This is a genomic window from Phytopseudomonas dryadis (genome assembly GCF_004327355.1).
Taxonomy (GTDB): Bacteria; Pseudomonadota; Gammaproteobacteria; order Pseudomonadales; family Pseudomonadaceae; genus Aquipseudomonas; species Aquipseudomonas dryadis.
Map to the genome: position 1 here is coordinate 1 of NZ_QJUM01000033.1, position 21,345 is coordinate 21,345.

Annotated in this window: 18 protein-coding genes and 1 pseudogene; all 19 read right to left on the minus strand. The window is 64.4% G+C overall.

Annotation, left to right across the window (positions count from 1 at the left end):
• Nucleotides 1-656: 656 nt before the first annotated feature.
• The 19 genes and pseudogenes from DNK34_RS21800 to tssA all read right to left on the minus strand — a co-directional run bounded on the left by DNK34_RS21800 (nucleotide 657) and on the right by tssA (nucleotide 21,191).
• A complete protein-coding gene (locus DNK34_RS21800; protein WP_131177306.1) occupies nucleotides 657-1,274 on the minus strand; it encodes a DUF6000 family protein in 618 nt (205 codons plus the stop codon).
• Between the two features lie 47 nt (nucleotides 1,275-1,321).
• Entirely contained in the window at nucleotides 1,322-1,738 is a 417-nt protein-coding gene (locus DNK34_RS21805; RefSeq protein ID WP_131177307.1) for an antitoxin YezG family protein, read from the minus strand.
• A 1-nt stretch (nucleotide 1,739) separates the two neighbouring features.
• Nucleotides 1,740-3,518, minus strand: coding sequence for a DNA/RNA non-specific endonuclease (locus DNK34_RS21810; protein WP_165497340.1), 1,779 nt, complete (start codon nucleotides 3,516-3,518; stop codon nucleotides 1,740-1,742).
• Complete coding sequence (locus DNK34_RS21815; protein ID WP_165497341.1) at nucleotides 3,511-4,620, minus strand: DUF2169 family type VI secretion system accessory protein; 1,110 nt, start codon at nucleotides 4,618-4,620, stop codon at nucleotides 3,511-3,513. Before DNK34_RS21815 ends, DNK34_RS21810 begins: the two co-directional genes overlap by 8 nt.
• A 24-nt stretch (nucleotides 4,621-4,644) precedes the next feature.
• The gene (locus DNK34_RS21820) at nucleotides 4,645-5,115 is read right to left on the minus strand and encodes a hypothetical protein (RefSeq protein ID WP_131177310.1); all 471 of its coding nucleotides are present in this window, start codon (nucleotides 5,113-5,115) and stop codon (nucleotides 4,645-4,647) included.
• Between the two features lie 1,029 nt (nucleotides 5,116-6,144).
• A pseudogene (locus tag DNK34_RS25790) lies at nucleotides 6,145-7,933 on the minus strand (type VI secretion system Vgr family protein); the annotation flags it as partial.
• Between the two features lie 35 nt (nucleotides 7,934-7,968).
• The gene (gene tssH, locus DNK34_RS21830) at nucleotides 7,969-10,677 is read right to left on the minus strand and encodes a type VI secretion system ATPase TssH (protein WP_131177312.1); all 2,709 of its coding nucleotides are present in this window, start codon (nucleotides 10,675-10,677) and stop codon (nucleotides 7,969-7,971) included.
• A gap of 69 nt (nucleotides 10,678-10,746) precedes the next feature.
• Entirely contained in the window at nucleotides 10,747-11,913 is a 1,167-nt protein-coding gene (locus tag DNK34_RS21835) for a lipase family protein (RefSeq protein WP_131177313.1), read from the minus strand.
• Nucleotides 11,914-11,922: 9 nt separating this feature from the next.
• Nucleotides 11,923-12,327, minus strand: coding sequence for a DUF6795 domain-containing protein (locus tag DNK34_RS21840; protein WP_131177314.1), 405 nt, complete (start codon nucleotides 12,325-12,327; stop codon nucleotides 11,923-11,925).
• 91 nt (nucleotides 12,328-12,418) lie between these two features.
• Nucleotides 12,419-13,426, minus strand: a complete 1,008-nt coding sequence (gene tssG, locus DNK34_RS21845; protein ID WP_131177315.1) for a type VI secretion system baseplate subunit TssG — start codon at nucleotides 13,424-13,426, stop codon at nucleotides 12,419-12,421.
• Nucleotides 13,408-15,267 carry a type VI secretion system baseplate subunit TssF gene (tssF, locus tag DNK34_RS21850; RefSeq protein ID WP_131177316.1) on the minus strand — a complete coding sequence of 620 codons (1,860 nt, stop codon included), beginning with the start codon at nucleotides 15,265-15,267 and terminating at the stop codon, nucleotides 13,408-13,410. The genes tssG and tssF overlap by 19 nt, the downstream gene beginning before the upstream one ends.
• Nucleotides 15,264-15,779 carry a type VI secretion system baseplate subunit TssE gene (gene tssE / locus DNK34_RS21855; RefSeq protein WP_131177317.1) on the minus strand — a complete coding sequence of 172 codons (516 nt, stop codon included), beginning with the start codon at nucleotides 15,777-15,779 and terminating at the stop codon, nucleotides 15,264-15,266. The genes tssF and tssE overlap by 4 nt, the downstream gene beginning before the upstream one ends.
• Entirely contained in the window at nucleotides 15,767-16,567 is an 801-nt protein-coding gene (locus DNK34_RS21860; RefSeq protein WP_131177318.1) for a type VI secretion system accessory protein TagJ, read from the minus strand. Before DNK34_RS21860 ends, tssE begins: the two co-directional genes overlap by 13 nt.
• Before the next feature lie 27 nt (nucleotides 16,568-16,594).
• Complete coding sequence (locus DNK34_RS21865) at nucleotides 16,595-16,999, minus strand: hypothetical protein (protein WP_131177319.1); 405 nt, start codon at nucleotides 16,997-16,999, stop codon at nucleotides 16,595-16,597.
• Nucleotides 16,996-17,427 carry a type VI secretion system amidase effector protein Tae4 gene (locus DNK34_RS21870; protein ID WP_131177320.1) on the minus strand — a complete coding sequence of 144 codons (432 nt, stop codon included), beginning with the start codon at nucleotides 17,425-17,427 and terminating at the stop codon, nucleotides 16,996-16,998. The genes DNK34_RS21865 and DNK34_RS21870 overlap by 4 nt, the downstream gene beginning before the upstream one ends.
• 55 nt (nucleotides 17,428-17,482) lie before the next feature.
• Nucleotides 17,483-17,971, minus strand: a complete 489-nt coding sequence (locus tag DNK34_RS21875; RefSeq protein WP_131177321.1) for an Hcp family type VI secretion system effector — start codon at nucleotides 17,969-17,971, stop codon at nucleotides 17,483-17,485.
• A gap of 76 nt (nucleotides 17,972-18,047) precedes the next feature.
• On the minus strand, nucleotides 18,048-19,544 hold the full coding sequence (tssC, locus tag DNK34_RS21880; RefSeq protein ID WP_131177322.1) for a type VI secretion system contractile sheath large subunit: 1,497 nt from the start codon (nucleotides 19,542-19,544) through the stop codon (nucleotides 18,048-18,050).
• A 12-nt stretch (nucleotides 19,545-19,556) separates the two neighbouring features.
• The gene (gene tssB, locus DNK34_RS21885) at nucleotides 19,557-20,072 is read right to left on the minus strand and encodes a type VI secretion system contractile sheath small subunit (protein WP_131177323.1); all 516 of its coding nucleotides are present in this window, start codon (nucleotides 20,070-20,072) and stop codon (nucleotides 19,557-19,559) included.
• Nucleotides 20,073-20,159: 87 nt separating this feature from the next.
• Complete coding sequence (gene tssA / locus DNK34_RS21890; protein ID WP_131177324.1) at nucleotides 20,160-21,191, minus strand: type VI secretion system protein TssA; 1,032 nt, start codon at nucleotides 21,189-21,191, stop codon at nucleotides 20,160-20,162.
• Nucleotides 21,192-21,345: the final 154 nt, after the last annotated feature.

Consider the following 21,345-nt stretch of genomic DNA (forward strand, 5'->3'; position numbering starts at 1 on the left):
ATGCAGTTGGAGGCTTTCGAGGCGGTCAGCGATAATCCGCAGGCCAAGCTGTCGGCCGTGATCAACTAAACGGCAAACTCAAGTGGCCGAAGCCATGATGAGTTACACCACTTCCAGGGGCACGATCACTGGTTTGTCCTGTGTCGCTGCCGTATTGCCGGTCTGTGCTCCTCTGGCGCATTACTCGCAACATCGGCGGCCCGCGCGGTATCTGCCGTTGCGTCCAGGGCGTGGGTACCGCGTGCGGCTTTGCCCAGTGCTCCTGCACCTTTCGCTGCCGCGCTAGCGACGATGAACCGCAGTGCAATACGCTGGAGGGCTCGTTTTCTACGGTAGGATGAATGACGAGCTATCAGCGGCCTGCGGGATCACCTCTCTAAGGTCTGCTCTCGCGCTTACGCGGAACCACATGCGGCGTCCAATGGTGGTACTGCAGGTATGCCAAGCTGCCATTGTTCCCTGCCAGGGCTGGAGGGTTTGTTCTGGATAGATCTAGGTTGGGCGGTCGCGCAGCAAGTTTGCCAGTTTTATCGCGATCATAGCTGTCGAGCGCGTAGACATGCTCTCAGTCGGCTAGGCGGGTGATCAGTGATGGCAGCGCGTATGCTCATCCAGAGCGCTGACGGCTTCCAGTTCTTGTGGGCTGATGCGATGGGTCATGGCATGGCTAGATTGTCGAGATGAGTCATGTAGCCCTCGAAGTGGTCGATGGCCTGATCCAGGTGCCAGCCCGGCTTATCGGCGATGAACGCCAACCAGGCCGGCATATGGGCGGTGAGCCGATCACTGCCCTGGCGGCGATCCAGATAGGCGAGGGCGGCCATGGCGTACTGCTGGTCGAAATACAGTTGCGGTTGGCCCAGGTAGTGATCGAGGTAACTGTCCAGGTAGCCCGCTGCACCTGGCGTGGCGAAGCGAGCCAGGGCGATGCAGTAGGCGAAGCCGGTGTAGCACAGGTCGCTGCGCAGCAGTAGCCGACCGATCAGCGATTCCAGTTGCGGGCAGGGGATGACGGCGGCGAGGTGGGCGCCAACGTTGCGCGGGCGCCAGTCGAAATGCTCCAGCAGGTGCCGGGCCAGTTGTTCGTCCGCCTCGCCGAGCTGCCGGGCCAGATGCTCGCGTGCCTTTGCCGTATGCAGACCGAAGTACAGCGGTACCACCCAGCGTTCACGCAACGAATCCTCCAGCGGCTCGCGGCGACACGGTACCTCGAGCCCGGCAAAGGGACTGTCATGCCTGACGGTGGCGCCGGCGATATGATCGTCCAGGCTCATGGGCTTCGCCTTGTTTTCATATAACCGACGTCATCTCCTGGGTAACCCTAGTCCTTCGGCTGAGCCGGAATACGGTCTTGCAGTTCCGGGCGCGGGTAGGTGCGAAATTCGTCGGCCCATTTATCCGCAGAGGGAATGATCTCGAACGACGGCAATTCGTCGTAGATGAAATCGAATCTGAAGTTGCCATCTGGAGTGAGGGTGAACGTTGCGGTGTACCAGGCATGGCCGTTCTCGTGGAGGGCCGCCATCTTGGGGCGCAGTTCGCGGAACGCGTCGCTGACTTCATCTTCGACGACGAACGACACTGTTTTTCCGTCACTGCGCAGATAGTGACCGGTCTCCGAAAAAAAACGGGTAATGGCCAGGAACGAATAGATAGCGCTTATCCAACCTTCGTCCGGCAGCTTGTCGTGCACGCCTTGGGCGATGGTTTGCTGCAACTGCTGAATTTCGGGCGTCATTTCAGTGACCTGTAGGGTTTATGATCGTGTGCTTAGACGTAGTGCCGCCGATGGTCTCGGTAATCCTGAACTCACTGGCTCGCAAGCTTCCGTCGGTATATATGGGCTTGATATTAACATGCACGTCTTTGCCGGCCGCCAGCTCACTGGCCCAGCGCTTCTCCATCTGCCCCCACTCACCTGCGTGATAGTTGTTGATGTCCTTGTGCATGGGGGTCAGGTTGCCTTTGCCGCCGTGCCCGCCGAACTGTGAGCCGATGAGGTGTCCGCCTTGGTCATCAGCTATGCGACCGTCATTCTTGCCAACAGTGCGTTGAGCATACTCGTTGCGTTCGGCCTTCTTCAGTGACAGCTTGCCCTCAACGGAACTGATACGGCCTTCGGCGTCCGTGGTGTATTTGTAGCCGTTGAGCTCATAGCTGTCGTTGGGCTTGAGCCTTCGTTTCCTGATCTGTACGCCCTGCCTGGCGCTGTCTGATGCTTTGCCCGCGTCCGATGTGACATCGGCTGCTCGCGCCGTATCGGTGGTGGCGCTTGCGGCCTTACCGGCGTCCGCCGCGACATCGGCGGCCCTCGCGGTATCTGCCGTTGCATCCAGGGCTCGCGTACCGCGCGCCGCCTTGCCCAGTGTGCCGGCGCCCTTGGCGGCCGCGCCAACGGGGATGAACATCGACAGCACCGAGCCGCCGGTCTGTGCATCGCTGGTCAGCTCGAACAAATCCCCGGCGTAGCCCGCGTTCATCATCTGGCTGGCCTGGCTGGCCAGTTCGTTGGCCTTGGTCAGGTCGCCGGCCTGGTGGGCGGCAAGGGCGGCCTTTTCCATAGCATGTGCGCGCAGTGCGATAGGGGGGATGCCCGCCGCCGAGCTGTATTTGCTGGCCATCACGCCGAGGTTCCAGAGATCTGTAGGCAGGTTGCCAATGCCCTTGAGTACACCAACGCCGGTATCCAGCGGATCGTCGGCACTGGCGCCGGCGATGCGCTGGGCGCTGCTCCAGGCGCCGGAGCCGAAGTCCTTGGTCTTTTGCCACAGCGAGCGTTCGTCGGCTTCGGCGTCGAGCAGGGCCTGCAGCTCCGGGTTGGCTTCCTGGGCCGGTTCTTCGGCCTGGGTGTCTGCGCTGCGCTGGGTGGTGACGACTTTGCCGGGGGCGCCGCCGATGCCGGCGCCATTGCAATTGACCAGGCAGGTACTGTCCTGGCGTACCAGGGGAATGCCATTGACCTTGACGTCGTTCTGGCCGCTGAGGAACCTGACGTAGCCACCGCCCAGGGATGTGCCGGCGACCACGTGGGATCCGGCGTCGCCCTGCACGCCCTTGTGCAGGTCGCCGACCCGGTAGACCGGTACGCCCTGGGCCTTCACGTCCGGCGAGGACTGGGTCTGGTTGCCGAGGGTGGCGAAGCTGTCGAAGGGCACCACGGCATTGCCGACCTTGCAGAAGTCCGGCACCGAACAGATGGCTTTCCACTCATGGCTGTCGTTGGCGGCGTGGCGGGCGTTACCCCACAGATCCCGCCCATCTTCCATCGGCTCCGATTCGGCCAGTTCGCCTTCCTTGTAGGTTCCGTCCTCGAAGCGCTGTTTGACTTCGCGCGCGGTCTCGTCGAAGAAATCCCGGTCGTTGTCCCAAAGATGCCCGTCCGCCGCGAACAATCGATCCGCGTTGTCGATGGCTTGCTGAGCCTGGGCGAGGCTGTCGATGCCGTAATCGCTGCGGAATATGTCGGCATTGCTTCCTGGGGTGACGACGATGGTGTCCAGAACGATGACATCATCCATGGGGCGCCACCTCGCGGAAGGGCACATCCAGCGTACCGATTGCCAATCGCCGCAACGGCTCGTCACGCTCAAAGGTGCCGCGCCAGAGCAGCGAGACCTGGCGCGTATCCAGGTCGATGGCCACGGTATCGAGCACCAGCGGCCCCTGCCGGGTACGGCCGCGAAACGGGGTCAGCGAAGCCAGCGCCAGTACCCCGGGCAGGCGGAAATGCGTCAGGCCCTCGGGCAGCATGCCGAGCAGGGAGATGAACTCGTCGCCGGCCAGGTAGCCTGGCAGGATGAGGTCGGGCGGCGCGGCCTGGTAGAAGCGCTCGTCGAAATCCTCCGGCAGTAACGGATAGCGCTCGCTCTGCCAGTGTTTGTCGTAGGTGCCGGCATGCTGGAGGCGTGGCTGACTCCAGCGCGCCAGGGGCGCGAAGCCTTGTGCCGGCAGATCGTCATGGGGGCTGGTGATCGGCGCCTGGGGGTCTTCGATCTGCGGGGCCGGCAGCTCGCGTACACCCTCCAGCCATTGGCGGATCTGCTGCCGAGCCTCGGGCGACACGGCTTGCAGATCAGCCTCCCCGGGTAGCCAGCCGCACCCGGCAGGATTGTCGGGGTTGTATACCCGTTCCACCTGGCCCTGTGGGTTCGCCATCACGCTGTAGCAGCCGCCGAAGGCGTAACGGTAATCGAGTGGCACCTGGTTGGTGGGCTCGGCGTTGCTCAGTTGCCAGTCCTGTCCATGGCGTTCGAAGCGGCGCGGGCCATGCAATTGCAACAGCTTGCGCTGCGTGCCGACCCGGATGCCGGCGAGCCAGCCGGGCCTGGCCACGCCGCCCTCGCTGTGCGCGGTACCCGTGACGTAGACGTCGCTGGCCGGTTTGAACAGGCTCAGGTCGCCTTCGCGGCGTAGCACGCTTTGCAGGGGATTGGCTTCGGGATGGCCATCGTACTCATCGGCGTAAACGATGGGCGCCTGGACGTCGGCCCGCGGCAGTGGACGATAGTCGCCGGTCAGCGCGAAGGTGCCGCGCAGCACCAGCACGTCGTAAACGATGCCGCCTGGACCGGTCTTCTCGAACCAGACATGGGGGAAGCCGCTGCGGTTATCGATCTGCACCGTATGTCCGTCGTTCGCTTGGATTCACTGCTGAGGCGGCGTGCCGGGCGTGGGCCGCTGCACCGGGGATATCGACACGCTGTGCAGGCATTCCGGGTTGTTCTGCTTGAAGGCGAAGCGCAACTGGCCCCAGGGTTGGGCACTTTCCCAGACGCTGGATTCGTTCAGCGAGCGTCCTCGGGGCGCCGTGACCAGGCGCAGGGAACCATACCGGGCTTCGATCTCGTCGCGGCCGATGCAGGCTCCGCTCAGGAACAGGCCGACGCTACTTCTGGGGTTGGCCTGCTCCTGGCTGAGCAGGGTGAAGCCGGTCTGGGCGATGCGTACGTTGTCCTGCAGCGCCACTTCGCCGCCAACCCAGCGGGTGCGGTGGGCGTCCTGCTTGTCGAGCAGCAGGGGGCTGCCCAGGGTTTGCTCAACCTTGTCCGGGCTCAAGGGCGCTTGCTGCGCCAGTCGCTCGATGGCTTGCCAGAGGCTGAAAGGGGCTTGCTTCATCTGTTCGCTCTCGTTGACTGTGGAACAGGCTGCGGTGCTCGCCAGGAGTACGCAGGCACACAACCTGAAAAAGGGCCGCTCACTCGGAGCCGACGTTATCGTCATACCAGCCGCCGTAGTAGTCGTTGTAATCGACGAACTGGCCATCGACCTTGACCGAGGACGTTTCACTGCCCCATACCCGGCCGATGCTCTGGCGTGCCGCGTCCGCGTTGTCGTTGGCGATGAACTGGTCGTAGGCAGCGTTGTAAGCCGCGTGGTTGGCAGCACTGCCGTTGATGCCGATATCCGGGCCACCATTGGCGAGTATCTCCCGCTGTACCTTGATGTTGTTCAGTACCGCCGCGCCTTCGTCTTCCAGCGCGCCACCGACATAGGCCGCCCTGGAGGACAGATCCGCCGCGTAGGGGTAGGTGGCATGGCCGACCTCATGGGCCAGCACCTGGGCGACGGTGGCCGGGTCGCTCTGTAGGTCGCCATCGATGACGATCTTGCTCACGTCCCCTTCCTGCAGTGCATAGGTGCCTTCTCCGGCGGGGCCATACTCGATATCCCAGCCTTCTGCCTTGAGCTGGCGCAGATCGTCCTGCAGGGAAGGCGATTGCGCCGCGATGCGATCCACGGCGCTGCCCAGGCCGGTGGCCACGGCAGCCGGCGTATCGCTCGCCGCGGGCGTCGTGCTCCTCAGCGTGGCGCTGTCCTGGGCCTCGGCGCCCGGGCGCTTGTCGTTACCCTGGGCCACCGGCGGCGCTTGCGAGCCCTGGCCCCGCAGTACGCCGGCGACCACCCCGAGAGCGCCGACCTGGGTGGCCGGATCGATCTTGCCGCTATGTTCGGGCGCCGGTTGTGCCGTACCCGAGTTGAGCAGGATGTCGGATGGGGCATCGACGTGCAGGTATTCCTGTGCCTTGAAGTGGATGTCCTTGGCGCTGAGGTAGATGGCATCCGGCGTCAGGGTCAGCTGGGAGCTGCCGACCTTGAGTTCGATCTTGTCCCCGGCCGAGATGGCCCAGGTCTTGCCGACGAAATCGGTGCGGTTCAGGCCCACCGCCGAGAACATGGCCATGCCGACGTTACGGTTGTAGCCCAGGCCGACGTTGGTCATCTTGGCCATGCCGATGCTCTCGACCTTGAAGCGGCCGATGTTGACCGTCTTGTTGTGGCCAATGCTGTAGCGTTCGTTGCGGGCGATTTTCTTGGTGCGGTTGGCGCCGACATCGACTGTCTCGTTGCGGCCGATGGACTTGCTGCGGTCGCGGCCGATGGCATGGGTCTCGTCCAGCTCGACGACGATGTCCTGGTTGCGCTCGGCATGGATGTACAACTGCTCTTCGCCCTTCTTGTCCTCCATGCGGATTTCATTGAACTGCGCTGGCGTACCGCCCTTGCTCGAGCGGCTCTTGACGCCGCTCTGGGTGGCATTGGCGGGCAGGTCGTAGGGCACGGTCTGCTCGGCGTTGTAGACGCGGCCGGTGATGATCGGCCGGTCGGGATCGCCCTCGAGGAAGCTGACGATGACTTCCTGGCCGATGCGCGGGATCTGGATCGAGCCCCAGTTCTTGCCGGCCCAGTTCTGCGACACGCGGATCCAGCAGGAGCTGTTCTCGTTGGACTGGTCGTGGCGATCCCAGTAGAAGTGCACCTTGACCCGGCCGAACTGATCCGTCCAGATTTCCTCACCCTTGGGGCCGACCACCATGGCGGTCTGCGGTCCCTGCACGATCGGTTGCACGGTCAGTGGCAGCGGGCGGAATACCTGGCTGGCGTCGATGCAGTCGAGGCGACTGTCGAACTGCAGCGGCTCGTCGCTGGTATTGTTCTCGAAGGATTCCTGGACGATCTGGTAGTCGGCGCTGACCGTCAGGTACTCGCGATTCTGATCGGCTCGTGGGTAGCCGGTCATGTTGAACAGGTGGCCGGAACCGATTCCCCGCGCGTTGCTGCGCAAATGGATGCGTTCGTACTGGGTATGGATGGCCTCGATGCGATTGCGCGCATACTGCTCGCCGTCCTTGCTCTGCACGTACTCGCCCGGGTAATCGAACAGCGGGTGTCCGGCGTTGCTATGGGGGCGCGAGACGATCGAGCGCACTTCCAGGCGCGCGCTGGGGCGCTGAAAGTCGTAATCGTTGAGTTCCAGCGAGCCTGGCTGCACTTCATGATTCAGGTGCCAGTCGTAGATGTGGTCGCGCTCGCGCATCTGATCTTCAAGGGGGAAGTAGGGCACGCTGGCATAGCCAGGGGCGGCCCGATGGGCGCCATAGGCGTCGCACAGCACCAGCACGTGACGGGCCTGCTCGTGGCGGAAGTAGTAGTAGATACCCTCCTGTTCGAGCAGCCGGCTGATGAAGTCCAGGCTGGTTTCGCGGTACTGCACGCAGTACTCCCACTCGCGGTAGGAGCGGCTGAGGGCGTCTTCGAAGTCGGAGAAACCGAGGTCGCGGAACACCTGCTTGACGATATCGGGCACGGTCTTGTTCTGGAAGATGCGACAGTCGGAGGTGCGCGACAGCAGCCACAGCCAGGGCTTGAGGCTGACCCGGTAACTGGCGAACTGGCCGTTGCCTGCCGCCTGGCTGCAGCGGGCAGCGATGCCGTGGAAATAGCGGTCGCTGCCGTCGGCCAGTTGCAAGGTAAGCCCCATCGGCTTGCCCAGCAGGGCATCGAGTGGCAGCGCATGATCCTCGGAGATCAGCGCCAACTCATAGGCAAAGGGACGGCTGAGCTCGTCCCGGCCTTCCATCCTGCGCAGCACCAGAGCGTCACCACCCAGCGGGCTGGTGATGACGGCCATGCGTGCATTTTGAGTAATTGCCATCTAGCGTCCTCAGGCGCGGCGGGCGTCGCTGACGCTCACTGCGTTCGGTCGAAATCGTAATGCAGCTCGTTGTTCCGCTGCGTCACACGAACCCCGGTCAGTGCCTTGCCTTCGAGCAGGCGGGTGAGGAACTCGCGGCTCATGTCCGGCAGCATGCTGTTGGTCAGGATGGCGTCGATCTGCCGTCCGCCACTCTCGTTCTCGGTGCAGCGCGAGACCACCAGATCGACCACGCTGTCGTCGTAATCGAACGGCACCTTGTGCGTCGCCTCGATGCGCTTCTTGATGCGCTCGAGCTGCAGATGGGTGATGGCCTTGAGCATGTCGTCGGAGAGCGGGTAGTAGGGGATGGTCACCAGGCGGCCGAGCAGGGCCGGCGGGAATATCTGCAGCAGCGGCTCACGCAGGGCCTTGGCGATGCCTTCGGGTTCGGGTATCAGCTCCGGGTCGCTGCACAGCCCGGCGATCATCTCGGTGCCGGCGTTGGTGGTGAGCAGGATCAGGGTGTTCTTGAAGTCGATCTGGCGGCCTTCGCCGTCTTCCATCACGCCCTTGTCGAACACCTGGAAGAAAATCTCGTGCACGTCCGGGTGGGCTTTTTCCACCTCGTCGAGCAGTACCACGCTGTAGGGCTTGCGGCGTACCGCTTCGGTCAGCACGCCGCCTTCGCCGTAGCCGATGTAGCCGGGGGGCGCGCCCTTGAGGGTGGAGACGGTGTGCGCTTCCTGGAACTCGCTCATGTTGATGGTGATGACGTTCTGCTCGCCGCCGTAGAGGGCTTCGGCCAGGGCCAGGGCGGTTTCGGTCTTGCCCACGCCGGAGGTGCCGGCGAGCATGAACACGCCGATCGGCTTGTTCGGGTTGTCCAGGCCGGCGCGGGAGGTCTGGATGCGCTTGGCGATCATCTCCAGAGCGTGATCCTGGCCGATGATGCGTTTCTTCAGGTGCTCATCGAGCTGGAGGATGGTTTCCAGCTCGTTGCGCGCCATGCGCCCGACCGGGATGCCCGTCCAGTCGGCTACCACCGAAGCGACGGCCTGGTAGTCCACCGTTGGCAGGATCAGCGGGGTTTCGCCCTGCAGGGCGCTGAGGCGCTGCTGCAGATCGCCGAGGGTATCGCGCAGGGCCGTGCGTTCTTCGTCGCTCAATGCCGGTTGTTCGGCGCCGCCTTCACGGCTGGTGTCGTCCACCGGTTCGGCGGCGGCGCGCAGACGGGCGCGGGTGGCCAGCAGTTCGTCGACCAGCGCCTTCTCGTCGGCCCAGCGGGTTTCCAGAGTGACCAGACGCAGGCGCTCTTCAGCCAGCGCCGCGTCGACGTCCAGCAGGCGGCTGCCGATGGTCACGCCGATGGCCTGTTCGCGGCCGATGATCGCCCGCTCGGTTTCCAGGGACTCGATGCGCCGCCGGCTGTCGTCCACCTCGGCCGGCACCGCGTGCAGGCTGATGGCCACGCGGGCGCAGGCGGTGTCGAGCAGGCTCACCGATTTGTCCGGCAACTGGCGTGCTGGGATGTAGCGGTGCGACAGCTTGACGGCGGCCTCCAGGGCTTCATCGAGAATCTGCACCTGGTGGTGTTTTTCCATGGTCGAGGCGACGCCGCGCATCATCAGGATGGCGCGGTGCTCGGAGGGTTCGTCCACCTGCACCACCTGGAAGCGCCGGGTCAGGGCAGGGTCTTTCTCTATGTGCTTCTTGTATTCCGCCCAGGTGGTGGCGGCCACGGTGCGCAGGGTGCCGCGGGCCAGCGCCGGCTTGAGCAGGTTGGCGGCATCACCGGTACCGGCCGCGCCACCGGCGCCGACCAGGGTGTGGGCTTCGTCGATGAACAGGATGATCGGCTTGGGCGAGCTCTGCACGTCCTCGATGACCTGACGCAGGCGCTGTTCGAACTCGCCCTTCATGCTCGCGCCGGCCTGCAGCAGACCGACATCCAGGCTGCGCAGCTCGACGTCCTTGAGGCTCGGCGGCACGTCACCGGCGACGATGCGCAGGGCGAAACCCTCGACCACCGCGGTCTTGCCCACGCCGGCCTCGCCGGTGAGGATCGGGTTGTTCTGACGGCGACGCATGAGGATGTCGACCAGCTGGCGAATCTCGTCGTCGCGCCCGACGATGGGGTCGAGCTTGCCGCTGCGCGCCTGTTCGGTGAGGTCGACGGTGAAGCGCTTGAGCGCCTCCTGTTTGCCCATCGCGCTGGGCGCGATGGCGCCACTGGCTTCACCCGGCACCGCACCGGCATCGAAACCGTCGGTGGCGCTCAGGGCGTTCTCCGGCGAGGCACCGACGATCTCGTCGAAGCGTTCGGTGAGTGTCTCGATCTTGACCTTGTCGAACTCGCGGGAGATGGCCAGCAGGGCGTTGCGCAGGCTTGGCGTCTTGAGGATACCGACCACCAGATAGCCGGTGCGCACCTGGCTTTCGCCGAACATCAGGCTGCCATAGACCCAGCCGCGCTCGACCGCTTCCTCGACGTGGGAGGACAGGTCGGTGATCGATGTGGAGCCGCGCGGCAAGCGATCCAGGGCTTCGGTGATGTCCTTGGCCAGGCGCGCCGGCTCGATGCTGAACTGGCGCACGATCTGCTGCAGGTCGGAATCCTGCAACTGCAGGATCTGATGCAGCCAGTGGCTCAGCTCGACGTAGGGGTTGCCACGCAGCTTGCAGAATACGGTGGCGGCTTCGATGGCCTTGTAGGCGACGCTGTTCAACTTGCCGAACAGCGCGGCGCGACTGATTTCTGCCATGGTTCTTTCCTTTGAACGAGAGAGTTGTTGGGCTATCTGTTTACGACCTGACGCAATGCCTGATCGCCATTAACGTAATTGGCCTATGGAATTGAGGGCCTTGCGGGCCAGGTTGCCGATGGTGGTGAACAGCAGATTGAGCATCCAGCGCAAAAAGGCGCTGGTCACGTCACTGGCTGTCGGTAAAGGTCGGCCAAGGAACTGGAAGATACGCACCACCAGATTGCGGACCTGCTCCCCCAGCTCCTGGCCGATTCTGACGCCCTGAATCAGGATGGCCGCAATCTGATCGATGACCGTCAGCGATGCGCCGAGGAACATCCCGAAGGCGCCTCCTGCGACCGACAGGATCTGTTTCAGCACCCAGCCGATGGCGCTGCTGAGCATCCAGAAGGTGGCTGAGGACAGCTGCAGTACGCCGCCATTCCTGGCGCTGTCCAGCCAGGCTTCGATGTCCTGTTCGAACTGTGAGCGTTCGAGACGACGCAGCCCGGTCCAGGACGCATCCTTGACCGAGTTCATGTAATTGGGCATGCGATGGGCATCGCCAGAGACGAGGCCGCCCCAGGGCAGCTTGCAGGTGTCGCCCTCCACCGGCAGGTGCAGGAACGGGAACAGAGGCACCATCGGCACAACGTCGGAGTCGTGAAAGACGCGGTTGATATTGCCGGTGCCGAGCTTGCCCGTGAGATTGCGGGCGAAGCCTGCGGTGCCCACGCGTGGGCAGCCGAAGGTGTAGAGCTTGACGCTGCCTGCGCCCAATTCGCTGAGGTGGTCTGCCATCAGGGTGGCGATGGCGCTGCCCAGGCTGTGACCAACCAAATGGATGGCGCTTGGGTTCTTGCCGCGCAGAAACTGCATGACCTCGTCACGCATGGACATGAAGGTATTGTTGAAGCCCGCGTGCACTGGCCACGTGGAAGGCCCGCGCTGCAGGTCGCAGTGCGCATCGGTCACGGCGTCCGCAACGGTCTGGGTACCACGGAAGGCAATCAACATCTCTCCCTGGCGCCCACCGATGCCGTCTGCCGCATAGGCGAAACCGGACTGGCTGCGAATGGCAACACCGCTGTTGCCTTGGTAGCCCTCGGCGGACGAGAAGTCGAAGAGCTGCGCGACATCACTCATGCTCGCAGCCGCTCGTTTAGCCATCTCGGCCATATCCAGATTGAGGGTCAGGGTGTTGTAGACATTGTCCGCTACGAGGGAGGCCTGCCTTGGGGTTAACAGATTCATTCCATTTCCTCAGTCTTTTGTCAGCACGCAAATGCCGTAGCTCTTACTTTCCGGATGGGCGCCGGGTGTATCGCTTAGTTCACACACCAGCTTGAACGGGCCGTTCGCACTCTCGCTGTTCTTGGCGTAGTTATCCTTGTCGTGCAGCCAGCCGTCGTATTCCTTGCCGTTGTGGCGAATCGTTATGGTCTGGTTGATCTTCTGCCCGGTCGGAATCACGGTAGCGAAGAAGGATTTTTCCACGCGCTCCTCCAACGAGAAGTGCCCTTGCTGGTCCGTGGTGCTGGAGAATGTTCGTTTCTTCTGATCCCACAGCCAGATGTAGCTCTGTTCGATTTCTGCCCCTGCAACTGGTTCGCCATTGAGCAGTACCGTGCCTTTGACCTCTGAGAACATGTAGAGTGGTTTGGCCATGGCCGGCTCCTGCAGTAGAAAGAAAAGGGCAATCGAAAAAGTGGCGAAAAGCATGTTTTTCATGTTCTGGAGGCATTCTCTTCAGAGATGTTCATCGGTACGTGTCCTCGCCTTGGCAATGCGCACTGCCGAGAAACAGATCATCGGCATGTTCTTGTGGTTGCCCAAGCCAGGTATCGAAGCCGAGTCGGCAGTCGCCGGCCAGGCTGGCCGGCGGTACCTCCTCGCGTTTGAGCACCAGATTGGCGTCCCAGTCCAGTTCTTCACCGAGGTATTCGGCCACCCAGGCCACCAGCTCGGCGAGCAGCGGCTGATCCGGCAGGAAACGTCGGTACTGCGCCAGGCTCAACGGGCCCAGGCGCAAGCGAAACTTGTGTTGCCGATCCCACACGTGGGTGCCCAGGCACAGGTCCACGCCGAGGCTGCAGGTGGCGGCGCCCAGGCGGCTGTATTCCGGCAGTTGCAGCCACTGGCCGACGTACTCCTCGAGCGCCACCGGCACGCCGAAGTACTCGCTGAGAATGACCCGCAGGCCATCGGGGTAGCGGGTCTGCGCGGCCAGATGGCCGCTGAAGTAGTAGCGCGCGGCATCGTCGATCGGGCCCTGGCCCATCAGGCTGTGCATGCCGCGACCGGAGAGGGCGCCGAGGCGTGGCGACCAGTAGTCGTCGCCCGCGCGATCCTGGCTGACGGTGGGCCGGGCTTCGGCCCAGGCGCGGTAGAACAGGGTCAGCAGGCGGTGGTTGAAGATGTCGAGGAAGCGCTTGAAGGTGGCGTCGCCATGGTGCCGCTGGCGCTCGCGGGCATGCTCGGTCAGGTGCAGCGGCAGCGGGCCGTTGGGGCCGGTGAGGCCGAAGAAGAACTGCTCGACGCGCGGTGTGCCGGTGCTGTCGTGGATGACGCTGGCCAGGGTCGAGGGGGCGAAGCCGCAGTCCGGCTTCTGCCCCAGGCGCAGCGGGTCGTCGACCAGGCGCACGGAATGGCCGAGGCGCGGGCGCTCGGGGAATTCGCATTCGATGCGGCGCAGCGCCTGGAAGAAGTCGTAGTCCCAGGGCGCCTCGGCCATCGCGGCCAGGGTGTCTACAGTGTTGGCCGACATCCGGGCTTGGCCCTCCAGCGCATCACCTCACCGCGTTCACTGGTGCGCAGCACCGTTTCGGTAAAGCTGTTGATCGACACGTAGCGCGTCAGGAAACGCTCCAGCACCGAGCCGAGCAGAAACACCCCAGTGCCACGGAAGGCGTTCTCGTCGAACTCCAGGCCGATCTCCAGGCCACGGCCGAAGACGATCGGCCCGGGCATCGGCAGGCGTCGGGTACAGGCCTTGCTGCTGACCTGGCGCAGGCCGTCGATCTGCAGCTGCAGGGCGGAGTCGCCAGGGTCGCCGTACAGGCGCAGCAGTTCGCGCAGGGCGGCGGCGCCCTGGCCCTGTTCGCTGAGCGACAGGTAGTTGAGCGACAACTGGCTGATCAGGCGCCAGGCGCTGGCGTCGTGGGCCCGGCTGGCACGCGGTCGGCTGGGGCCGGCCAGGCAGCGCACGGCCAGTACCGGCGCGCTGTCTTCCAGGGTGAAATCGCTGCGTGCGTCGCCCACCGGCATGAACAGCGGCAGGTCGCGGTTGGTGCACAGCGCGGCGATGCCCAGCTGGCGCAGGTCGTGGCGATAGGGTGCCTGGTTGGCGTCGACCAGGGAAATGAAGGTTTCGCTGCCGATGTAGGTCGAGCGCGGGCCGTTGCGCCGCTGTTTGCTCGACAGCACCCGTGGTTCGCGGCGCAGGCTGTACCAGGCCTGCTCGCGGCCGTAACGCGACGGATCGCGCACGGCGTAGAACGGCTGGAACGGCTGTTCCGGGCCGCTGCCGTGGCCGCTGACTTCGGTGATCGAGTGGATCTCGAAGTCCTGGGGCCGGGTGCGGTCGGCGATGATCTGGTGCTCGTGGACGCGGTCGCTGAGGTGGATGCGGTCGGCGCGGCGCGGGAACAGGTTGATCGCCGGGGTGCAGAACAGGCGGAACTGTTCGGCACCGATACTGTTCTCCAGGCTGTTGTCGAGGCGGCTGAACAGCACCACGATTTCCAGTTCCTGGCTGGTGTTGCGTTGCACGGCGCGTTTCAGCCCGGCCAGCTCGACGAACAGGAAACGGTTGGGCAGGGCGAAGTATTCCTGCAGCAGGCGGTAGCCCTGAAAGGCTCTGGGCACCACCGGCAGCGCTGCGTCCTGGTCGTCGAAGCCGCGTGGACGCAGGCTGTCGGGCGGCAGGCGCTCGACCCAGTCGCCGTTCACCGCCCTGACGAACACGGCGCAGGCATTGCCCAGCAGTTGCTCGTACAGGCGGAAGGGCTGCTCGTCGGCGCCGTGCAGGAAAAAGCTCAGCTCATGCAGATCCAGGGCATTGAACGGTAGCCCGGCGCCGGTGCGCAGGCGCAGGCGCAGACCTGCCTTGGCGCCCGGCTCGCTGGCGGCCAGACGCCCCAGCACCGTGGCCGGATTACCGAAGTAGGCGGCCTGGGTGACCTCCAGTGGCCACAGGGTGACCGGCTGGCAGGTGCGGTATTCGCAGGCGGTCTGCGCTTCGCTACCGAGCAGGCCGCGCAACGAGGCGCCGCGCTCGAGGGTGAAGCCGCTGCTCAGCGAGCCCTCGTTGGGATCGGCGCACAGTTGCACCACGGTCATCGACGGGGTCGGTGCCAGGTAGTGCGGGTAGGCGATCTCCAGCAGGTTGTGGGTGAAGGTCGGGTACTCGGCGTCGAGCTTGAGCTGCACCCGCGCCGTCAGGTAGGCGAACCCTTCGAGCAGGCGCTCCACGTAGGGGTCGGCACAGTCCACCCCGGACAGGGTCAGGCGGCTGGCGATCTTGGGGAATTCGCGGGCGAATTCCTCCGCGCTTTCGCGGATGTGTTGCAGTTCCTGGTTGTAGTAACCGAGCAGGCGCGGGTTCATCGACGTCTCCGTGACGCATCGGCGGGCAGCACCTGGACATGCCCGGTTTCCAGATCCAGTTCGGTGGTGAGCAGCAGGCGCAAGGGCATGGGGTGGGCCCAGAGATCGCCTTCGATCTCGAAACTCAGGGAGTTGTGGCTCATGTCTTCGGCATTGTGCCGGGCCCGCACGCGCAGTGAGGAGCGCACGATGCGCGGCTCGAAATTGGCGATGGCCTTGGCCAGCAATTGCTCCACGGCTTGCACGTCGACACTCGAGGCGCTGTGTCCGGCCAGCGGCGGCAGGCCGAAGTTGACCACCGAGCTGCCCGCCGCGGTTTGCGCTTCGCCGTCGCTGTTGAGCGGGGCGATGGTATTGAACAGCCAGGCCAGGTCACGCAGCACCGAGGCGCGCAACTGGCTGAGCGAGAGCACGCGCTTGTCGACGCTCTCCGCCGGGTTGCCCGGGTCGTCGTCGAGCAGGCGGTCGAGCAGCGAGGGCTGCAGGCGCTCCTGGCGTTTCAGGTCGACCATGCCACGCCATCCCCCTGGTCGAAGGCCAGGGTACGTACGTCGAACAGGGCCTGTTCGCCCTGATCGAAGGCCAGCAGGCGTTGGCCCAATGGCAGGCCGTTATCCTGCCATTCGGTCTTGCGCGCCAGGCGCAGCGTATCGTCGGTGCTGGCGTGGCTGCCCGGGTAGCGGCTGGGAATCAGGCCGACGGTGCCGCCGCCGTTGCGCAGGGTCAGTTGCGCGGGCAGCCAGACCAGGTCGCGCAGGTCGCTGGGCGCTTCGAGGGTCAGGCTGGCGATGTTTTCCATGGGCAGCCAGACGTAGCGGCCGTTGACGATCAGCTCCAGTACCGGACCCAGGCGCGGGTCGGCGTCGGCGAGCCAGGCGAAGGGTGTGCCATCGAGCTTGCCGGGTATCGCGGGGGCCGCTTCGAAGGCCTGGTCGCGCAGGGTCTGCGCAGCGCCGCCCTGGCCCTGGGCATCCTGTTCCAGGGCCAGGATCAGCGGCGCGACCCAGTCGGCGGGCTGGCCGAGCACCACCGGTGTGGTGCGCCCGGCGAAGACCTGCTCGCGCAGCACTTCGCAGTTCAGCGCGGTGCTGTAGGTCTGCACCATGGGCAGGCAGGCGGCGTCGAGTTCGCCGGCGACCTTGAGCTGGTTCTGCGCACGGCTCCATTGCCCCATCACGGCCAGCAGCTGGAACAGGAAGACCCGCAGCTCGGCCTTGGCCGGCTGTGCCCGTACCTGATCCTGCAGCGCTTTGAGTGCATCGTCGAGGCGTGCGCTACGCAGTAGCTCTTCGGCGCTCATGGCGCCCTCCTTGTGTGGGGTGTCGCGTCATTGTTCGAACATGCCGGTGTACAGCTTCTCGTCCCACTGGCCATGAGGACAGCTGGCGTTGGCATTGGGCAGCGACTTTTCCCAATGCCCGTCCACCAGGCGCAACGCCTGCAAGTGCGTACGGCAACCCTGGCCCGGTGGCGCTTCCGGCTGGCTGTGTTGCAGTAGCACGATGGGATGGCCCTCGAAGGTGACGACGCGTACCTCACCGTCAGGCGTGCTGTGCAGTTCACAGGGCCAGGGGATGTCCAGGGGGCTGCTTGCACCGCTCGCATCCCGCAGGGCGCACTGTCCTTGCAGGGCGACCGCCTCGAGGCCATGGCCGGGCTTGGCGGGCGATTCGGCGCAAGCCACCAGACTGACCAGCAACGAGCCGAGCAGCGTATAGGCGTATCGACTCATGTCAGCTCCCAGAACCAGACCTGCTCGGCACGATTGGCGTCATCGCGGAAGCCCTTGGTAAAGCCCTTGTTCCACAGGTCGATATGGTCGCCGGTGGCCTGTGTTTCGCCGCTGCGGGTGAAGCAGTTCTTGAAGAAGATGATGCCGTTGGCGCCATTCAGGTTGCGTTTGGCCTCGGCACCATCGGTAAAGATACGTGGGCGTCCCAGGTGATGGCGCCATAACCAGTTGGCCAGGGACTCGGCACCTCGCGCATGCTCGTGCGCGCACTTGGGTTCGGAATAGGTATGCCTGTTCACACGGATACTGCGTTCTGTGTTCAGGGCCATGCTCAGGCGAATTGCGCACTGGTTGTCCCACGGGCCATCGCAGGGCGATTGGGTGGTGGGATAACCGTTCCACAGGTTGATGAAGGCAGGTTTCGCCATCGCTTCCATTCCTTAGATGCCCACCGGGGGATACCGGTGGGCATGTGGCAAGCGCTCAGACCTTGACGTTCTGGCGGATATTCCAGCCGTACTTGACCGGGCCGCCTTCTTTGGCGCCGTCGGCTTTCTGCGGCTGATAGTCGACCAGCACCTGGGCGAAGTTGAGGGTGACGTTCTCGGTCAGGCGATCTTCGCCACCGCTGCCGCCGGTGCTGATGGAAGAGACCAGCACTTCCTTCAGGGTGATGATCAGGTACTCGACCTGGGAGTCGCCACCGGCCTTGCGGATGGTCAGCTTGGCTTCCGGATAATGCTTGCCGCTGGAGCAGGCCATCATCAGGTTGGGGCTGGATTTGTCGACGTACTTGGTCAGCGACAGGTCCTGGATATTGACCTTGCCGGCGCCGCCACCACCGCCAACGTGCATCGAACCGGACTGGCTCATGCCCCAGCTCCAGGCCAGCACGTCGATTTCGTCGGCGTGGGTCTTGTCCTTGGATTCGCCTTTGACGTCGCCAATCTTGATAAACATGTCAACAGCCATCATTCCTCCTTTTGTGGCTCGTGCCACTCTGTTTCAAGCGCGTGCGCCGGGTACGGCGCACGCTCAGTGACGTACCTCAGGCCCCCTTGGCCGAAGGCAGTTTGGATACCAGGCGCAGCGACACGGTCAGCCCTTCGAGCTGGTAGTGCGGGCGCAGGTAGAACTTGGAGCTGTAGTAACCGGGGTTGCCCTCGATTTCCTCGACCACCACCTCGGCTTCCGCCAGCGGGTGCTGCGCCTTGGTGGTCTCGGTGGAGTGCGCCGGGTCGCCGTCGACGTAGTTGAGGATCCAGTCCTGCAACCAGCGCTGCATTTCGTCGCGCTCCTTGAACGAGCCGATCTTGTCGCGAACGATGCACTTGAGGTAGTGGGCGAAGCGGCAGGTGGCGAACAGGTACGGCAGGCGCGCGGCCAGGTTGGCGTTGGCGGTGGCGTCCGGGTCGTCGTATTCGGCCGGCTTGTGCATCGACTGGGCGCCGATGAAGGCGGCCAGGTCGGTGTTCTTCTTGTGCAGCAGCGGCATGAAGCCGTTCTTCGCCAGCTCGGCCTCGCGGCGATCGGAAATGGCGATCTCGGTCGGGCACTTCATGTCCACGCCACCGTCGTCGGTGGGGAAGGTGTGCGCCGGCAGGTTGGGCACTTCGCCGCCCGATTCCACGCCGCGGATGCGCGAGCACCAGCCGTACAGCTTGAACGAGCGGTTGATGTTGACCGCCATGGCGTAGGCCGAGTTGGCCCAGGTGTACTTGCTGCTGTCGGCGCCGGTGGTCTCTTCCTCGAAGGCGAACTCTTCCACCGGGTCGGTCTTGGCGCCATAGGGCTGGCGTGCCAGGAAGCGTGGCATGGTCAGGCCGATGTAGCGCGAGTCTTCGGAGTCGCGCAGCGAGCGCCAGCCGGCGTATTCCGGGGTGGTGAAGATCTTGGTCAGGTCGCGCGGGTTGGACAGCTCCTGCCAGGAGCCCATGCCCATCACGGTCGGCGAGGCGGCGGTGATGAACGGCGAGTGCATGGCCGCGGAGATCTTGGCGATCTCGCCGAGCAGTTCGACGTCGGGTGGCGACTGGTCGAAGTAGTAGTCGCCCACCAGGCAGCCGTAGGGCTCGCCGCCGAACTGGCCGTATTCCTCTTCGTAGAGCTTCTTGAAGATCGGGCTCTGGTCCCAGGCGGTGCCCTTGAATTTCTTCAGGGTCTTGTGCAGTTCTCCCTTGGAGATGTTGAGCACGCGGATCTTCAACTGCTCGTCGGTCTCGGTGTTGTTGACCAGGTAGTGCAGGCCGCGCCAGGCGCTTTCCAGCTGCTGGAAGTCGGCATGGTGCATGATCAGGTTGACCTGGGCGGTCAGCTTGGCATCGATCGCGGCGATGATCGATTCGATGGACTTGATCGCGTCATCGGAGATCAGGTTGGTCTTGCCCAGGGCATGCTCGGCCAGAGTGCGCACGGCGGTTTCCACGGCTTCGCGGGCGCGCTCGGTCTTGGGCTTGAATTCTTGCAGCAGCAGCGAGGCGAACTCGCTGGTCTGTTCGCTGGTGGTTCCGGCAGCGGGCGCGGAATCCTGGATCAACTCGGCCATCGGGACGTCCTCTTAAGCTTGCGGCTCGTTGTCTTGGGGCTTGGGCGCACTGGCCAGCGCCTGCAGCAGTGCCGGATCCTTGATCGCCTTCATGATCAGTTCCTCGGCGCCGGTCTTGCCGTCCATGTAGGTCAGCAGGTTGGCGAGCTGGGTGCGCGCCTCGAGCAACTGGTTGAGCGAGTCGACCTTGCGGGCGATGGCCGCCGGACTGAAGTCGTCCATGCTCTCGAAGGTGATGTCCAGGCTCAGGTTGCCTTCGCCGGTCAGGGCGTTGGGCACGTTGAAGGCTACGCGCGGCTTCATCGCCTTGAGCCGCGAATCGAAGTTGTCCGCGTCGATCTCCAGGAACTTGCGGTCAGCGACGGCGGCGAGCGGCTCGACGGGCTTGCCGGCGAGGTCGGCCATCACGCCCATGACGAAGGGCAGCTGCACCTTTTTCTCGGCACCGTACAGTTCCACGTCGTACTCGATCTGCACGCGTGGTGCGCGGTTACGCGCGATGAATTTCTGGCTGCTGCTGTTGCTCATGTTGCTCCTCCTGTGCAATTGCACTGGCTTCGTCGGCCGTGGGCCGGTAGCTGGGTGCGTGGGCTTCCCTGGTCGATCCGCCGCGCGCTAGTCGTATTCGGGGCCTCGCAGATTTTCGAACTGCGACATACCGTCGGGAATCAGGTTGCGCACGATTTCCGCGAAGTCGGCGGTGACCAGCGTCTTCGCGCGCGTCAGTAAGACCGGAACCGGGCTGGAAGGTTCGTGCTGGGCATAATAGTCCAGCAGGCGGTCGAGGCTGCGCAGCACGTCGTCGCGGCTGGCGATGCGGTTCGGGTTGACGCTGGCCTGGCGCAGCGGCGCCTCTGCGGCGTCGTCGGCGTCGGCCGATCCACGTTCCGCTTCGGCGGCATACAGCGGCTCGGCGGCCGACTCGGGGGCCTGTTCGTTGAAGATCTGCCGGGCATGGCGCAGGAACTGTTTCAGCGCTTCGAGGTTGGCGCTCTGCGCCGAGCCGACCTGCAGGGCGAGGATGTTCTCGATATCGGCCAGGGCGGCACTGGCGCCATCCAGGGCATCGCGGGTGCTGGCGAGCAACTCGGCATCGGTGTCGAGAAAGGCACCGCGCAACTGGTCGGCCGACAGGCTTTCGCTGGCGAAGCGCTGCAGGTCGCTGGCGTTGAGCGCGGCGCGCACGCTGACCGGGCCGAATGCCCGCGAGCGGGTGATGCTGGTTTCGCGCAGCAGGGCGATGACCGGCTCGGCGCTCAGGCCGTTGAGGGCATTGATGCGGATGGTCGGGTCGTTGTCGTCATCGGCGTCGAGCTGGGGGTACAGGCCTTCCCAGTACTGGGTGAGCAGATCGCGCACCAGGGTCAGGCCCTGGGCCAGGCCGGGCAGGCCGTCGAGGGCGACGGCGCTCTGCAGGTAGAGGTTGGCCAGGCGCAGGTCCTTGCTGCGGGCGAACAGGCTGCTGGACAGTTCGCGCACCTGGCGCCAGTCCGGCGGCTCGGCGGCGAGTACCGACTGGCCCATCTGCCGTTCGGGCTGTCCCTGGGCCAGGCGCTCCAGTTCCAGGTAGTCGGCGTCGTATTCGAGATCCTCCCCGCAGGGCAGGTCTTCGGATACCGCGCTGAGCAAATGCGACACATCCACCACGTCAGGTACTCTCCATGTCAGGCCCGCAAAATCGAAATGCAACAATCGCCGACGGGACACTGCATCCATTGCGTGAAAAGAGGCTAAGTGCCACCAGTCTGGCATGGGCCGATGCCAATCCCGGCCATTCTCGGAGCGCTTTCCAAACATTGTC

What these genes read in the sequence shown, in the direction of transcription:
- DNK34_RS21840 (WP_131177314.1), bottom strand. Translation starts at nt 12,327, where the DNA reads ATGGCCAAACCACTCTACATGTTCTCAGAGGTCAAAGGCACGGTACTG.
- DNK34_RS21810 (WP_165497340.1), bottom strand. Translation starts at nt 3,518, where the DNA reads ATGGATGATGTCATCGTTCTGGACACCATCGTCGTCACCCCAGGAAGC.
- DNK34_RS21805 (WP_131177307.1), bottom strand. Translation starts at nt 1,738, where the DNA reads ATGACGCCCGAAATTCAGCAGTTGCAGCAAACCATCGCCCAAGGCGTG.
- tssF (WP_131177316.1), bottom strand. Translation starts at nt 15,267, where the DNA reads ATGAACCCGCGCCTGCTCGGTTACTACAACCAGGAACTGCAACACATC.
- DNK34_RS21870 (WP_131177320.1), bottom strand. Translation starts at nt 17,427, where the DNA reads ATGGCGAAACCTGCCTTCATCAACCTGTGGAACGGTTATCCCACCACC.
- DNK34_RS21860 (WP_131177318.1), bottom strand. Translation starts at nt 16,567, where the DNA reads ATGAGCGCCGAAGAGCTACTGCGTAGCGCACGCCTCGACGATGCACTC.
- DNK34_RS21800 (WP_131177306.1), bottom strand. Translation starts at nt 1,274, where the DNA reads ATGAGCCTGGACGATCATATCGCCGGCGCCACCGTCAGGCATGACAGT.
- DNK34_RS21865 (WP_131177319.1), bottom strand. Translation starts at nt 16,999, where the DNA reads ATGAGTCGATACGCCTATACGCTGCTCGGCTCGTTGCTGGTCAGTCTG.
- DNK34_RS21835 (WP_131177313.1), bottom strand. Translation starts at nt 11,913, where the DNA reads ATGAATCTGTTAACCCCAAGGCAGGCCTCCCTCGTAGCGGACAATGTC.
- tssG (WP_131177315.1), bottom strand. Translation starts at nt 13,426, where the DNA reads ATGTCGGCCAACACTGTAGACACCCTGGCCGCGATGGCCGAGGCGCCC.
- DNK34_RS21875 (WP_131177321.1), bottom strand. Translation starts at nt 17,971, where the DNA reads ATGGCTGTTGACATGTTTATCAAGATTGGCGACGTCAAAGGCGAATCC.
- tssB (WP_131177323.1), bottom strand. Translation starts at nt 20,072, where the DNA reads ATGAGCAACAGCAGCAGCCAGAAATTCATCGCGCGTAACCGCGCACCA.
- tssE (WP_131177317.1), bottom strand. Translation starts at nt 15,779, where the DNA reads ATGGTCGACCTGAAACGCCAGGAGCGCCTGCAGCCCTCGCTGCTCGAC.
- tssH (WP_131177312.1), bottom strand. Translation starts at nt 10,677, where the DNA reads ATGGCAGAAATCAGTCGCGCCGCGCTGTTCGGCAAGTTGAACAGCGTC.
- DNK34_RS21820 (WP_131177310.1), bottom strand. Translation starts at nt 5,115, where the DNA reads ATGAAGCAAGCCCCTTTCAGCCTCTGGCAAGCCATCGAGCGACTGGCG.
- tssC (WP_131177322.1), bottom strand. Translation starts at nt 19,544, where the DNA reads ATGGCCGAGTTGATCCAGGATTCCGCGCCCGCTGCCGGAACCACCAGC.